Origin of the sequence: Parabacteroides sp. AT13 (assembly GCF_002272965.1) — a bacterium.
In the GTDB taxonomy this organism is placed as follows: Bacteria; Bacteroidota; Bacteroidia; order Bacteroidales; family Tannerellaceae; genus Parabacteroides; species Parabacteroides distasonis.
On the sequence record NZ_NQMH01000002.1, the window covers coordinates 666,395 to 681,989 of the forward strand.

9 protein-coding genes are annotated in these 15,595 nt (G+C 46.7%); 5 read left to right on the forward strand and 4 right to left on the reverse strand.

Annotation, left to right across the window (positions count from 1 at the left end):
* Position 1: 1 nt before the first annotated feature.
* The 4 genes from CI959_RS17165 to recQ all read right to left on the reverse strand — a co-directional run bounded on the left by CI959_RS17165 (position 2) and on the right by recQ (position 7,138).
* On the reverse strand, positions 2–2,491 hold the full coding sequence (locus tag CI959_RS17165) for a TonB-dependent receptor (protein WP_095231503.1): 2,490 nt from the start codon (positions 2,489–2,491) through the stop codon (positions 2–4).
* Positions 2,492–2,505: 14 nt separating this feature from the next.
* The gene (locus CI959_RS17170; protein WP_095231504.1) at positions 2,506–4,023 is read right to left on the reverse strand and encodes a DUF6850 family outer membrane beta-barrel protein; all 1,518 of its coding nucleotides are present in this window, start codon (positions 4,021–4,023) and stop codon (positions 2,506–2,508) included.
* A 6-nt stretch (positions 4,024–4,029) separates the two neighbouring features.
* Complete coding sequence (locus tag CI959_RS17175) at positions 4,030–5,208, reverse strand: DUF4876 domain-containing protein (protein ID WP_095231505.1); 1,179 nt, start codon at positions 5,206–5,208, stop codon at positions 4,030–4,032.
* 94 nt (positions 5,209–5,302) lie between these two features.
* Positions 5,303–7,138, reverse strand: a complete 1,836-nt coding sequence (gene recQ / locus CI959_RS17180; RefSeq protein ID WP_022192151.1) for a DNA helicase RecQ — start codon at positions 7,136–7,138, stop codon at positions 5,303–5,305.
* Positions 7,139–7,246: 108 nt separating this feature from the next.
* On the opposite strand from recQ, the gene CI959_RS17185 reads away from it, so the two are divergent.
* The 5 genes from CI959_RS17185 (at position 7,247) to CI959_RS17205 (ending at position 15,589) form a co-directional block, all read left to right on the forward strand.
* Positions 7,247–8,512 (forward strand): DEAD/DEAH box helicase, encoded by a 1,266-nt coding sequence (locus CI959_RS17185; RefSeq protein WP_005862195.1) that lies wholly within the window; start codon positions 7,247–7,249, stop codon positions 8,510–8,512.
* Positions 8,513–8,796: 284 nt separating this feature from the next.
* A complete protein-coding gene (locus tag CI959_RS17190) occupies positions 8,797–9,399 on the forward strand; it encodes an RNA polymerase sigma-70 factor (protein WP_008772119.1) in 603 nt (200 codons plus the stop codon).
* 81 nt (positions 9,400–9,480) lie between these two features.
* On the forward strand, positions 9,481–10,503 hold the full coding sequence (locus CI959_RS17195; RefSeq protein WP_011966329.1) for a FecR family protein: 1,023 nt from the start codon (positions 9,481–9,483) through the stop codon (positions 10,501–10,503).
* 77 nt (positions 10,504–10,580) lie between these two features.
* Positions 10,581–13,883: a SusC/RagA family TonB-linked outer membrane protein gene (locus CI959_RS17200; protein ID WP_011966328.1), complete on the forward strand. Its 3,303-nt coding sequence runs from the start codon at positions 10,581–10,583 to the stop codon at positions 13,881–13,883.
* A gap of 14 nt (positions 13,884–13,897) precedes the next feature.
* Positions 13,898–15,589, forward strand: coding sequence for a RagB/SusD family nutrient uptake outer membrane protein (locus CI959_RS17205; RefSeq protein WP_005856821.1), 1,692 nt, complete (start codon positions 13,898–13,900; stop codon positions 15,587–15,589).
* Positions 15,590–15,595: the final 6 nt, after the last annotated feature.

Genomic DNA, 15,595 nt, shown 5'->3' on the forward strand with positions numbered 1-15,595 from the left:
GTCATAGTTTTATTTGTAATTCCAGACCGAAAAAAGGCTGGGTATTTTGTTGAAGGTAAGATCTCGTGCTGGCCGAATAGCGAGTGGGGCGTAAATCGGCGAGGTTGTTGGCAAAGAATGCCAGCGTGATGTGCTCTCCGAAAGCTTTGTTTACCCGAATATTCAGCATACCATATGGTTTATAAGAGTTTGGCAGGAATCGTTCCGGCGCGGTGGTGGAGAGTAAAGGCGCGAAGGCTGGATCCTCTTTCTGTGTCTCGGTGAACGAATGTATGATTCCGTCTGTTCCACACCAATATAGGGGCCATACATTCTCGCCAGTGCTACCGTTGTAGAGCGTACGATATTTATAGAGCCATATCATTTGCCACGTAAGGGTAGTGACCAGTCCGATTCTGGGGATGCGCGTGATGAAACGGAAGTTCGTGGAGATGATCTCCGAACGACTTTCATTTCCCGGTCCGCCTTGCTTGTCGTAAAAACCTACGTAGGGGTATTCTGTTTTATCTGTGTACTGGATCGGCCAGATCCCGTTAAGGGCCGTATTCTTTTCTCGTACATATAACCAGATCCCGTCTACGATTAGGGAGGTACGCAAGGGTGAGAAAGTCCCGAGGTCCGCTACCATCTCGATCCCATGTTTCTTCCTATGGAATGTATTGACTGGTACAGATACCGGCGTGTAACTATATTTCTCTTGATAAGGGACAGCCTTACCGTTCACCCATACCTGTCCATTTTTGTATTCAGGACGAAGTTGGGCGGTTGATAGATAATCATATTCCCGATAGCTGAATGGAATATATTGCGCCGAGGAGGAAAAGCCATCCGTTTGTTTCTCGAAAAAAGCGGTCATGTCAAGTCGGATGGCCGGAGTCTTCCCTATAAGGCCAACCTCTATCTTTCGATTTACGGTAGGTTTTAATTTCATATTTCGTTCCATTCCGGGGGCATGTGTCGTGAGAATACCGAGGGTGTTTCCATTTTCATTGCTATCATTATAATAGAAAGAGACCTTATCATTATAAATAGCTTCCGGGTAGAGTTTTTCCAATGTCGGCATGAAACTGATCCATCCGACCCCGGCTTTTAAACTCAATGTATAGCCGGAGGGAGAGGAGCAGAGAGACCATAAGAGATTCAGGCGAGGTTCTGTCTGATAGATTAAGGCATAATCCCGGCTTTTCAATCCTTGATTTCTTAATCCGGCTTCTACATGGAGGTTGGAAGTCCGGTATGTGGCCTCAATGAAGCCACCGAACGTATGCAAGGACGGGATTTCCCGGAATGAGCGGGGACGGATAGATGTAGAAGGAGGCCTCTGCCGATCGAAATCCCTGCCTCGCCCTTCGTTACCCTCACTACGGTATGAGAATCCGGCTACTAAGCTGATCTCCCTCCCTTGTCGTAGAGGGAATAAGGTAGACGCCAGCATCTCGGTTTCTACATAAAAAGGTTGGCTTTCATTGACTAATGTGTACATGTAGTTTGAGGATAAAACACGGGCTTCCCATTCGCCGCTCTCTTTCTGGTCTGTATAAAGCTGGCTAGAGGCATTGTTGACCTGACTCTTTGTTTGTTTGCTTTTTTGAAGGGAACCGTCTATTCTCAGAGACAGTTTCTTGAGCCAACGTCGGTCGGGTTGCCATTCCCCTTGTATGGAAAATCGCTGATCCAATCGTTGTCTTTGTGTATGATTCTGCTCGTTGACGAATTGCTTTTCCTTTCCTATGCGAGAGGTGTAAGTAAGGCTTAATTCTAGTTTTTTCCCTGCGGGCAACCAATGGTAAAGGTTTGCCAAGCGTATGCCGCCGGTATGGAATTCGCCTTGGCTGGTATAGTCCGCTAACAGGTTGAGCGTATGGCCTTGTGGGGAGATACAGAAGCCTTTTCCAAGCATATATTGTTTCAGTTTCGGATTGTAACGTATGCTGGTGGAGAGAGGCATTCTACCTTGATGAGTCTTGAGTAATAATACGCTATTTGTTAAGTTTCCGTACCGGGCAGAAGGTATTCCCCGGATGATTTCCGCCTCTTTCACTTGGTTGAGAGATAGAAAACGGGCATCATATCCTTCGTAAGGCTCGTTGATGCCGGTGTTGAAATGAAGAGGAGAGCCGTCTACCCATATTTGGGCACCCATAGCTGCGTTCTTATGAAATTGGTTTACCCCGTTCTTTAAAGAAACCTCCCGCACTGAGAAATATTGTGCGTCTGTCACCCCTGAATTATTGGTGAGACCTCCTGGTAATAACTGTGTCAGATCAGCGATTGTGATCGGTTGCGTGTGTTCCAATGTTGATGCAGGAAGCAAGGAAACCGTACCCGGAGTCTTAGACTCGATGGCTGTTACCAAAATGTTGGGTAAATAGAAGGACAGAGTATCCGGTTGCTCTTGCCCGTGAAGGTAATTGCCCGGATGAAGTGATGACAATAAGAGAAATATCGTCACGATCCTTATTGGTATTTTGTACAAAGTTGAGTAACGCATAGTATTAGACCTATTTATAACCAGATGACAATACTGAAGTTTCCACCCCCTCCGAGGGTCGATTGAGGACTTGTCGTTTGTTCGAGACTACCCTTTAAACGAAATCCCGCTGATAAGGCGGAATGAATGGGATGCCGATATTCCATTTCCGTACCGATACCCAGACGGGTTGCCATGCGAGCAATAAAATCCTCGTTCACTTTTTGCATGTTCTGCTCTAGCTTGATTTCTGCTGAGCCATTCTCATCCTTCTGCGTTTCCTTCTCCCATTTGATCTCGGTACCATAGCCCGATACGATATACACGGACGGGCGGATACTTAGCTTGTTTTCTTTAGGTAGGCGGATTTGTCGAAAAAACGCGATCTCTCCGTGGAAGAGCCCTGTATATTGTTTGACCGTAAAAGGATATATGTAGAAATCATTTTCCAAACGATTCCATCCGACAGTCATTAGCCATGTGGATACCTTTTCGCCCGAAGTATCATTCTTTGTCGCCTCGTAACTTAGTTGGGTAGATAACATCCGTTGCCTTGCTAGGCGATAGGTGGCGAATGTAGTCCATATGGCAGACGAGCTTGTGGTGGGATTCCGTTGTAATATGCGGTTGGCCGTAGTTTGGTTGAATCGGGCTGTGGGCGACCAGATATGCGTCCACGATTTATTCGTTCGGGTAAAACGACCTTGGTAACTGATTTGATGCAGCCGTTCTTCCCAGCCTCTCAAGTTGCCGGAGTTATTGGGATTGTCCGCTAATTGCTGGGTCTCGTAGAAGAGATCATGGAAAAGACTCCAATGCTCTTTTAGGGTTTCCGTTTGCAAGGAAACACCTAGGCGTTTTCCTTGGCTGCGAAACAGGAAACTTCCCGATAATTCTTGCATTGGAAGCCAATAACCCAGAGGAAATGTATAAAGTTTATCTTTACTATCCGTATCATACGTTAATTCCTCTGTTCGATGGGTATAATGGATCGAGGCTCCAAAACGTCTGCGTACTTGTTCGTAAACGATACCTCCTGATATCCGGATTAAGTGTGCCATCCCATGGTAGATATGGTAAGAGGAGCGATCTTCGTTGCTTGTAGCTGTATAGTCTCCATCTATCCCGACCTTGATTTTCGGGGATAAGACGTAAGCCGCTTGTCCGTAGATCCTGTATTTCTCGATGCGTTGTGGCTCTCCCAAGGAATCGCCGGCCGTAATCAGATAGTCCGGTTGCGATAATAAATTCCATTTTCTCCCTTCCAGTAGGCTTTGCGACCAATCGATACCACCCGCCAGCCAAAGCAGACCCAGCTTTCGGTTACCGGATACATAAGCCCTATAGGTCTGTGTTTGATCCGGCTGGTCGCTGGCAGGTAAGGCGGCTTGATGGATCAAATAACTTAAACCAGCTTCCATAGCGCTGTCCTTAGGCACATAGCTGATGCTGACAGGATTGGCGGATAAAGCCCATGCACTTTCTTGTTGAGCCCATGACCGTGAGGCATAGACAGATAGTGATATCATACATAGAATGATAGTGATCTTCATAGAGGCTTACCGTTTTAAGGAAGGTGGACTTTTCTCGAAATCCTCGGCGGTGTTATTGGAATCTTTCCAGCGGAAGCGTTTCCCCTCTTGCTCATATTTCCGACGCATTGCCAGGCCGGAGCCGCCGGACGTGGCTATACCCGGACTCACATCCATAGAAGATGGGATACGTGTGTAAGCTACCGTAGAGGTTGAAGAGACGAAATTTGCGATATCCAGCACCCAATCAGCGGGTATATGGAGGTATTTTAGCGTATTGAAACTCTCAGGTTCTTTTTGGATGTGATCCGGATTGGCGATCCATTCTCTTAAGTCCGTTTTGGGGCGGAACAAGAGGATCGTCGGGCCGTTCATGGAAAACAGATAGGAGAAACCGGTGCCACGCCATACCAAGTTTAGAGGTTTTACACCGGCGGAGATTTGGCTTCCGGTCAAGATAGGATCCCAAAAAGCCCATTCCACGCTGGATAAATCGAGCGAGGCCGGAACTCCCACTTCGCTATTGGTATGGTTTATGGCGTTAATCGCTATCGTTTGTCGCTCCCCCGGTTGAATGGGATATTCGGTTCCCGTTCCCGGAAACTCCCAGCACATCATGAATAAAGGTATTTCTTTCATATCGGTATGGAGCATCCATCCGGAAGGCTTTGTCACGCTTACGGGTCCTGCTTGTGCGATACATAGGCCATCTAGGAAAATCAAGTCATCGGAGTTATTGACCAACGTGAGGTATTGATCTTTATTATAGACATTTTTCCCGTCAGGCCAGAGACAACCGCTGAAATAAATCTCGCTAATCAGTAGACGGCCTCGTTCGGACACTTCCAAAGGTATTTCTACGGATCGTTCTTCTCCATTGGCCTCGAACTGGATATTGGAGAGGCTACCACTCAATATATAATCCCTGTTGCCAGTCGTGGTTTCCTGATTTGCGGAGATTGCGCATATGCCAGCGGTTAGTTCAAATAGAGCTAGTCCATTTGTGTCGGTGGTCGTGGTGTAGACACAGCCTATACTTTGATTGATTAGTGTGACCGGGATATTCGCCAAGGAGATATCTGCGTATCCGGAAGGTTTCTTCAATTGGATATGGATACTCCCCGTTTTGAAATACTCATTCTCGCATCCTGCCAGAAAACACAGACAGAGCAGGTGGGTGAGGAGAGAAAAATATTTGTCTATCATGAATATGGGGCATTGTGCTTAATAACTGTAGACAAATATATGTGATTTTTTTATATTTCCATTTAGGAGCTAAAAACATTAACATGTGTTCTTCTTATTTCGGTAGCTTCAGCACGAACCGGATCAAGGCCACGAACACTTTCCCGTACCGGTCCAGCTTGATTTGCCCTACGCCCCGGATGTCGCTGAACTGATCCAAGGTGACCGGTTTCTTCTCCACCATGTCTTCCAAGGAATCGTCGGAGAAGATGATATAAGCCGGCGTATGCTCTCGCTCGGCAATTTGCTTGCGAAGCTGGCGGAGGGAGTCCAGCAAGGTCTCGTCCGTGGAGGCGGACCGGATCGGCCGGATCGGCTGGGCCTTGAAGGAGGATTTCCGCTCGCCTCTCCGGACGGGGCGTGTCAGCTCATCCGGTTCCCGATAGATGACGAGCTGGGCCTTTTGCTCCCCGTACAGGACACGCCTGCCTAACGGGGTCATCCGCAAGACACGCTCGGCGGCGTAGTCGATCTCCATGTACCCGAGTTGGATCATCTGGTAAATGTACTCCTTCCATTCCTTATAAGAGAGGTCCCGTCCGGCGCCGTACGTCTTTAGCTTATCGTATCCTCTCTCCAAGAGTTCCGCCCGACCGGAGGCACGTAATATGTCGATCAGCATTTGCATGCCTACATGCTCGCCGGTCCGGATAACGGCGCTCAGCGCTTTTTGTATCAAGACACTGCCGTCGAAGCGTCGCGGAGGGTTCTTGCACACGTCGCAGTTGCCGCAATCATGGTCCGCCTCCTCGCCGAAGTAACTGAGCAGGACACGGCGGCGGCACATGTCGGACTCGCAGTACCGTCTCATCCGGTTTAGCTTCTCCAAGTTCACCTCGCTTTGGCCACTCTCCTCGGCGAAACGGCGAAGTACGATCAAGTCGCTCAAGGAATAGAACAGGAGGGTATCGCTTTTCATCCCGTCCCTTCCGGCACGGCCGATCTCTTGGTAGTAATTCTCGATACTCCCCGGCATGCTGTAATGCACGACCCAACGGACATTACTCTTGTCGATACCCATCCCGAAAGCTACCGTGGCGCACACCACGTCCACCCGGTCGTTGATGAAATCGTTTTGGGCCTGTTCCCGTTGGGCGGGCAGGAGGCCGGCGTGGTAGGCGATCGCCTTGATATTATACATCGCCAACTCATCGGCCAGCTCGGTCGTATCGTTGCGGCGCATGCAATAGATGATACCGCTCTGCTCCCGGTGCCCCCGGATGAAATGGACGATGGCGGCGATCTTCTCTTTCTTGTTAAGTCCCCGGCGTACCGTGAGGGAGATGTTCGGGCGGTCGAATGACGATATGAACGTTTGGGGCGTGCGAAGCCGTAACTGCTCTAGGATATCCTTCCGGGTGATTTTATCGGCGGTAGCGGTCAGGGCCACGACCGGGACTTTCGGGAAACGCTCCTTCAAGATCGCCAGTTGCGTGTATTCCGGACGGAAGTCATGTCCCCAATGCGATACGCAATGCGCCTCGTCGATAGCGATGAGCGAGATGTCCAGCCGGGGCAGGAACCAGTCCGCCTCCATCTTGATCCGTTCCGGGGAGATATACAATAATTTGATCTTGCCCTGCACGCAAAGTTGCTTCACCTGCTGTTGCTCCTCTTCCGGCATCATGCTGTTCAACGCCGCCGCCGGGATGCCGTTGGCGATCAACCCCTCTACTTGATCCTTCATCAAGGCGATCAAGGGGGACACCACCAAAGCCGTACCCGGCAGATAGATAGCCGGTAGCTGGAAACAGATCGACTTGCCTCCACCCGTGGGCATCAGCACCAACGAGTCCTCTTTCTGTAAGATACGCTGTATGATGTCCGCCTGCAAGGGACGGAAGGAGGTATATCCGAAGAACTTTTTCAGTAGTAGTAATAATTCTTTCATATCGCTTTACGGGCATAAAAAGCGCAAAGATAGTTTATATCATAAAGTTTTACTACCTTTGCCCACATTATTTACATAACGAGCCGTGATGGCTCACCCTATTTTAGAATGACATTTGAAGATTTAGATTTGATAGAGCCGATACGTAAGGCTCTCGTGCAAGAAGGTTATACGACTCCAACACCTATACAATCAGAAGCGATTCCCATCGTTTCGCAAGGTTATGATTTATTGGGTTGCGCCCAGACAGGAACCGGTAAGACGGCGGCGTTCTCCATCCCGATTATCCAGCGGTTATATCTCCAGAAGAAGAAAGGTTACAAACGGGGTATCAAGGCATTGATCCTTACGCCTACCCGTGAGCTTGCCATCCAGATCGGAGAGAGCTTTGCCGCTTACGGCCGTTTCGCCGGATTACGCCATACGGTGATATTCGGTGGGGTGGGACAGAAGCCCCAGACGGAAGCCTTGGAAAGAGGCATCGATATATTAATCGCTACGCCGGGACGTCTGCTGGACTTGATCGGACAAGGATTCATCCACTTGGATACCTTGGAGTATTTCGTCTTAGACGAGGCGGACCGTATGTTGGACATGGGCTTTATCCATGACATCAAGCGTATTTTACCGTTATTGCCCAAGAAACGCCAGTCCTTGTTCTTCTCCGCTACCATGCCCCCTGAGATCGAGCGCTTGGCAGGTACGATCTTGAGCGAGCCGCAAAAGGTGGAAGTAACCCCGGCCTCATCGACCGTGGACGCGATCGACCAATCCGTTTATTTCGTCGAGAAGGCCGAGAAGATCAACTTGCTGAAAAGCTTGTTGGAGAACCCGGAACTGGAATCCGTATTGATCTTTACCCGTACGAAACACGGGGCGGACAAGGTGGCCCGTGTCTTGTCGAAAGCGGAGATAGGGGCGGAGGCGATCCATGGCAACAAGAGCCAGACCGCCCGCCAGCGTGCCTTGACGAATTTCAAGGATCATACGACCCGTGTGCTGATCGCTACGGATATCGCCGCCCGTGGAATCGACGTGGATCATCTGACGCACGTCATTAACTATGAGCTTCCTAACGTACCCGAGACTTATGTACATCGGATCGGGCGTACGGGTCGTGCGGGCCGTGAAGGTGTGGCTTTCTCTTTCTGCGACGCCGAGGAGGTACCTTTGTTGAAAGATATCCAGAAACTGATCGGCAAGGAAGTCCCCGTAGCCGGTGGCCATATGTATGAGACCAAGGAGGTGAAAGCCGCCGTAGCCGAGAAGAAAGAAGCGATCAAGCAAGAGTCGAAACGCCGTAATATGTTCGGAAGCAAACGTGACGGCAGTTACTGGCGTAACAAGAAGCGTGCCGCCAATTCCTCTAAGTGATCTAAGTTATTGTATTGCAACGACGTATAGTGCCAGTCCTTTCCATAGCATTGGCACAGTCGTGCCACGCCGGTGGCATAGCCGTGCCACAACGATGGCAAGGGCGTGCCATAAGGATGGCACAGCTATGCCACCCGTATGGCATCCGGTTCGTCACCTAAGTATCCAAACAGTCCGCTTTAGCGAGCTGTTTGGCGCTATTACCCTATACTTTCTTTTAAAATGAGGTAATCTCTGGAATATTTCATTATTTTTGTGATTCAATTGTGAGTGAAACTTAAGGGTTGACGTTTGTGCTGATTGTAAAGGAGGACATAATATCTCGGATCAATAATGGCGATGCCAAAGCATTTGAACAATTATATACGACCTTCTACGTGTACTTGTGCGCCGTAGCGACTAAATATGTCTATAATTCGGAGGCGGCACGTGAGATCGTTAATGATGTTTTTATGAATGTATGGAATCACCATTCGGCGTTAATACATCCGGTAAACGCTTATTTAATTCGCTCGGTACGTAATTATTGCCTGAATTATTTAAGAGATAAACGTCAGCAAGAAGTCCCTTTATCAGATGTACAAGAAAACTTATTGTCGATACAAGAGTTGCAGATAGACGCCGATCCCCATCCGTTGGCTTATCTGGAGAATAAGGAATTCGAGGAGAAAATCTATCGTGCCGTGGATTCCTTGCCCGCTAAATGCCGGGATATCTTCGTGCAATATCTTTACCATAACAAGACCTATGAGGAAATAGCGATAACAAATCATATCAGTTCCAGTACGGTACGAGTACAGATCAAGATCGGTTTGGCGAAGTTGCGTGAACTTTTAGGCGATCTTTACCCTCTTTTCTTACTTATATTTAATTTTTTCGAAAAATAATTGGAATCTCCTTAAACGGAATCTCTAAAACAGGTGTATATAATAGAAACCGGGTTGAAAACCGGCTCCTTTGTTAATATCATGGAAATAGAGAATAAACACATAGAAGATTTAATTTATAGCTACCTCATGGGAGATATATCCGAGGAGGGGCGAAATGAATTACTACAATGGTTGGAAACGGATGACGCTCATAAACAGTGCCTTTCCGAGATGGCAGATTGTTGGGCGACGGCGCATGTACCTTTGTTTGCCTCTGATATGAAAGCCGATTTCCAAAAACATTTCGGGACACTTATCGATCCCGCTATTCCTTCTGAAAAGAATCATTGGCTAAATTTTCGGTTTTTAGGAAAAGTTGCCGCCTCGGTCTTGATCGTGGTATCGGTGGGGACTGCCTCTTATTATATAGGTACGAGACATAATCAGCCGAAATCTGCCGCCTTGGCTTATTTTGAGACGACAACTCCTATGGGAGCCCAAACGAAAGTCGTTTTGCCGGATCAATCCGTGGTTTGGGTCAACGCAGGTTCCACGTTGAGATATGGCAGTGATTTCAATACGAACGGACGTAGCGTACAATTGGATGGTGAGGCTTACTTCGAGATTACCCGGGATTCCCTTAAGCCTTTTATCGTAAAATCAAAGAGATTGGATATCAAGGTTCTAGGAACTAGCTTTAACGTAAAGGCTTACGGAATGGATGAAACGACCGATGTCACTCTGGTGTCGGGAAAAGTAAACGTGAGCTTGCGGGATGAGGTTGCCCATGCGGGCGATGTGACCTTGACTCCAAACCGGAAACTAAGCTTTAATAAGCAGACCAATAAGGTAAGAGTCAGTGAGGTGGATGCCAAGGATGCTCTCTCTTGGATGGACGGTAGCCTGAAATTCTCCGAACAACCTTTCATGAGTATCGCCAAGGATTTGGAACGTAAGTTCAACGTGCGTATCCGCGTTGAGAGCGATCCTTTGAGAAAGGAAATCTTCTCCGGTAGCTTTACGAAAGATTATTCGTTGGATAAAATCCTTCGTGAGGTGGACGTGGATCACAAATATGTGTGGACTCGTTCGGGAGATGAGATTATTATAAAAGATAAATAAAAATACAAACCTTAATCCTAAGGTGTAAGTGTGGAAAATAGTATAAACGAGAAAATTATTTATTAAATCTAACTTTAATGGAAATGAACTATTTCAAGAAGACCGGTAAGATGATGGTAGCCGCATGTATGCTTGCGGGACTGCCGTTTATTCCCGGTACGGTTTCAGCGTCCGAACTTCAGACACAAATGATGTCTGTTCAAATGGAAAGTACGACATTAAAAGAACTTTTCGATTTGATCGAGGAAAAATTCAATTACACGTTCCTTATCCGTAACAATGACATCAATCTGAATGAGCGTATCTCAATCGACATGTCGAACCGCTCGGTCGAGGAGATTTTGACGACGGCGCTGAAAAATCAGCATGCTGATTTTGTTGTAAACAACAATAGGATTGTTGTTTACAAGTCATCTTCTAATCCAAATGAATTGAGAAACGCGGAGAGAATGGTGGCGCAGCAGACGATTACGATTTCAGGTACCATTGTTGACGCGGTGACGGGTGAGCCGGTAATCGGTGCGAATGTGCTCGTGAAAGGCACTACGAACGGTACCAGTACCGATTTCGATGGAAAGTTTAGTTTGGAAGCTCCGGCCGGAGCTACTTTGGTCGTTTCTTACATCGGTTATGTGAACCATGAGGTTAAAGCGACTAGTGCTCCGATGACTATCCGTATCAAGGAAGACACTCAGAACCTTGAGGAGGTGGTTGTTGTTGGTTACGGCGTGCAAAAAAAGGAAAGCTTGACGGGTGCCATGCAGGTGGTGAGCAACGAGAAATTGTTGGATGCCACTAGCCCTACGGTCGAGAACTTATTGTCTGGTAAGGCTCCGGGCGTGCAGGTTACTTCGGGTGGTGGTCAGCCGGGCGCTGCCGGTAAGGTGGTGATCCGTGGTAAGTCTACGGTAAACGGTAGCACGGACCCTCTTTGGATCGTGGATGGCGTAATCGTCGGTACGGATGCGGGTAGCTTGAACCCGGCTGATATCGAATCCATGTCTATCTTGAAGGATGCCGCTTCAACCGCTATCTATGGTTCTCAAGGAGCGAACGGTGTTATCGTGGTGACTACGAAGAAAGGTAAGATCGGAAAAGCTACGATCAACGCTTCCGTAAAGATGGGTGTGAACCAGTTGCACCGTGGAAACATGAATATGATGAACGGCGAGGAATTATATGATTATTATAAATCTTTCGCTAATCAAGACGCCCTTCCGAGTTATTTTACGGAGGATTTGCGCAACCGTAACTTCGACTGGTGGAAAGAGGGTACGCATCTGGGCTTCGCTCAAGACTATAACGTATCTGTTTCCGGTGGCTCAGAGAAGATCAAGACGTATACATCCGTTGGTTACTATAATGAGGATGGTGCCGTGAAAGGATATGACTACAAGCGTTATAACTTGCGTTTCAATGTGGATTACCAAGCGACGGATTGGTTGACTATCAAACCTAAAGTATGGGCTACCCGTAGCGACGTGATGGACCAGCAGCAAGATCTAGGCGCTATCATGTACGTTAATTTCCCTTGGGACTCCCCGTATGACGAGAATGGCGACTTGATCCAGCAATACAGGCCGACCGATTGGGTGAATAGCGATGCTACAAATTACTTGTATGACCTGCAATGGAATTATGAGAAGAAAACTTCCTATGAGTTTATGGGAAACTTTGACTTCGATATCAAGTTTACCGATTGGTTGACTTTTGCGTCCGTGAATAGCTATAAATATAATAACATTCTTTTCAAAGGCTATAACGATCCTCGCTCTAAGGCAGGAGAGGCCGACAATGGATTGTTGCAAGATAAGACCACAACTTCTTATCGGGTATATAGCAACCAATTGCTTCGTTTTAATAAGGTGTTCGATAAACATTCCATCAATGCGATATTGGCTTATGAGTGGAACTCTTATACCCGGGAAATCAAGGATCAGACAGCGGCTAGTTTCGCTCCGGGTTTCTCCGTGGCAGATGTAGCGACAACTCCTAAGACAATAAAAGGATCGCAAGAGGAATGGGCTGTACAATCCTATTTGTTCAATGCCAATTATGCGTATGACAATCGTTATTTATTGTCTTTCTCTTTCCGCCGAGATGGTGCCTCAAACTTTGGTGAGGATGCTAAATATGGTAATTTCTTCTCTGTTAGTGGTGGTTGGAATATCCATCAGGAGGAATTTTTCAAGGCAAAGGATTGGGTACAGCAATTGAAGTTGCGCGCTAGCTATGGTTCTGTAGGTAATCGTCCTACTGAGCTGTATTCGCAGTATACTTTGTATGCTATGTCTACGGGATACAACGGTGATCCGGGTGCGGTAATTGCTCAAAAAGAAAATAAGAACTTGACATGGGAGAAAACCTATACGGCGGGTGTAGGTATCGACGCTATCTTGTTCGATCGTCTGACTATTAATTTGGATTATTACAATAAGAAAACAACCGATTTGCTTTATAAAGTGCCTCTGCCCGGTGTGACAGGTATCACGGGTATCTATCGTAACGTTGGTTCTGTTAAGAATAATGGTTTCGAGGTTTCATTAGGTGTGGACATCTTGAAAGGTGGTGATTGGAATTGGAGCGTTGCCGCTAACTTGGGCTTGAACCGTAATAAGATCACAGAATTGTATGGTGGTAAGAGCGAGATTATTACTGCCAACGCAGGAACAAGCTATTACATCTATATGGATAAGATCTTGACTCCGGGTCAGGATGTGGATACTTGGTATGGAACTGAATGGGCTGGCGTAGATCCGCAAACAGGAGCTCCGTTGTGGTATACAACAAATGAGAAAGGAGAACGCATAACAACTTCTGATTATAGCGAGGCTTCCAAGCACCAGACTATATTAGGAAAATTAAGCCCTGACTTCTACGGTGGTTTCTCTACAAATCTATCTTGGAAGAATATCGATTTATCCGCAGTCTTCGGTTATTCGGTAGGAGGTGAGATTTACAATTATGACCGTTCTATGTATGATAGTGATGGTGCTTATGTAAACTATAATCAAATGAATTTAAGGGATGATTGGAATCGCTGGGAAAAACCGGGCGATATCGCTACCCATCCAAAAGCTGAATATGGTAATAAGAGCCAATCCAGCAAGGGATCTTCCCGTTACTTGGAGGATGCGAGCTATTTACGTTTGCGTAGCTTGACATTAGGCTATACGTTACCTTGGAAGATCCAATATGTAGACAATGTCCGTCTTTCTTTCTCGGGTGAGAACTTGTTTGTTCTTTCGGGGTTCTCTGGAGTGGATCCGGAACTTCCCGCTGAGGTAGGAAGCCAATACAAGGCTGGTTCGGTTGGTGTGGCCATTTCTCCGTACCCACAAGCCCGTAAATTTATGTTTGGTTTAAATGTTACATTTTAATTAAAGGAATAAGAATGAAAAAAATAGCTATAGTGGCTCTTGCGGCAGCGGCCACATTTATAACAAGCTGTGATATCGAACGTATGCCTTATGATAAGTATACGGAGGACAAGATCATGGAAGATAAGGATGCTGCGGTTGATGTCTTATTAAACGGTTGCTACGCTAAATTGAAAACTGCATCTGAGCATTTACACTATTGTGGAGAGTTCCCCGGGGATAACGTTTGCAAGGATAAGCCGACCACAAATCCATTCGGTACTTACTTTACTTATCAGCATACCGTTAATAATGGTGGGCTTTCTACGGTTTGGAACAGTGCTTATAATATCATCTCGCAGACAAGTTCTTTAATGAAGATGATCAATGAGAATGAATCTCCAGAGTTGAACCAAAAGTTGGGTGAGGCCTATTATATGCGTGGCATGATGTATTTTTATCTGTGTCGTGTGTTTGGCCGTCCTTATTATCAAGAACCGGAGAAGAATCTGGGTGTACCTATTGTGAATGGTATGCCTGAGGATATGGATAACCTGGATCTTCCGGATCGTTCTTCCGTGAAAGATACGTATGAGCAAGTTCTGTCTGACTTGAAAAAGGCAGAAGAGTTGATGTCTGATTTTAAGTCGCCCGCCTATGCCTCAAAGTATGCGGCTCAAGCCTTGTTGGCCAAGGTTTATATGTATATGAGTGGTACTTTTGAGAATCCGAATAAGGAATACGCTCAATTATCTTATAATTATGCGAATGAGGTAATCGAGAGTAATCAATTCTCCTTATTGAGTCGTTCGACGTTTATGACATATAATGAGCTTGCTCCGGATGCGGCTTCTCAAACGGAGACTATTTTTGCCGTGAAATTCATTGCTTCGGATTGGGATGATTGGGGTAGCCCGTTAGGTAGTATGTATGCGGAGATTGATGGTCAAGGCTGGGGTGAGGTATACGCTAGCGCTAAATACATGGATTTGCTGCATGAGACAGGTAAAAATACGGATGCCCGCGAGGCTTTTATCCATCCACAATATAAGAAGAATGATGCGGGAGATCAAATTCCGGCTTTCCGTTTCGTCGCTAACTTGTATACGGACGGAAAGATTTCCGGTTATGTATATCGTCAGGGTGAGACAAAGGAAGTAGGTGGTAAGTTAATCGCTACCGTGGATGATGAAGAGTACACATTAACTCCCGTAGATGTGGATAATAAACGTTATTCTATTAGTTATAAGGGAAAAACTTATGTCGGTGATTATGATTACCTGATGTTAGAAAGCCAAGGTAATCCGAAATTCTATAGTTATAAATGCTCTAAGCAAGAAGGTTATCCCCACCTTTATTCACCGGTTATCTCTCGCTTAGGTGAGTTATACCTGATTCGCGCCGAGGCTAGCGCTAAATTAGGAAACTATACAAAAGCATTAGCCGATTTGAATACCGTTCGTACCCGTTCCTTACCTAACGCCGGATATAAATCTTTGGATGCGACAAACGCTCATGAGCTTATCATGAAAGAACGTCAGTTGGAATTAGCTTATGAGGCTGACCGTGGTTTTGATGTATATCGTGTAGGCGATACGATGAAACGTCATTACCCGGGATTCCATGACGGCGTGCCTGAATATCCTGCTACCAGCCCGTTGGCTATCCAGTATATTCCGCAGTCTGAGATTAACGCTTATCCGGGTACATTAACTCAGAATCCGTAATAAGCG

Coding starts and splice junctions, on each gene's coding strand:
- CI959_RS17205 (WP_005856821.1), top strand. CDS start 13,898: ATGAAAAAAATAGCTATAGTGGCTCTTGCGGCAGCGGCCACATTTATA.
- CI959_RS17195 (WP_011966329.1), top strand. CDS start 9,481: ATGGAAATAGAGAATAAACACATAGAAGATTTAATTTATAGCTACCTC.
- CI959_RS17175 (WP_095231505.1), bottom strand. CDS start 5,208: ATGATAGACAAATATTTTTCTCTCCTCACCCACCTGCTCTGTCTGTGT.
- CI959_RS17165 (WP_095231503.1), bottom strand. CDS start 2,491: ATGCGTTACTCAACTTTGTACAAAATACCAATAAGGATCGTGACGATA.
- CI959_RS17185 (WP_005862195.1), top strand. CDS start 7,247: ATGACATTTGAAGATTTAGATTTGATAGAGCCGATACGTAAGGCTCTC.
- CI959_RS17200 (WP_011966328.1), top strand. CDS start 10,581: ATGGAAATGAACTATTTCAAGAAGACCGGTAAGATGATGGTAGCCGCA.
- recQ (WP_022192151.1), bottom strand. CDS start 7,138: ATGAAAGAATTATTACTACTACTGAAAAAGTTCTTCGGATATACCTCC.
- CI959_RS17170 (WP_095231504.1), bottom strand. CDS start 4,023: ATGAAGATCACTATCATTCTATGTATGATATCACTATCTGTCTATGCC.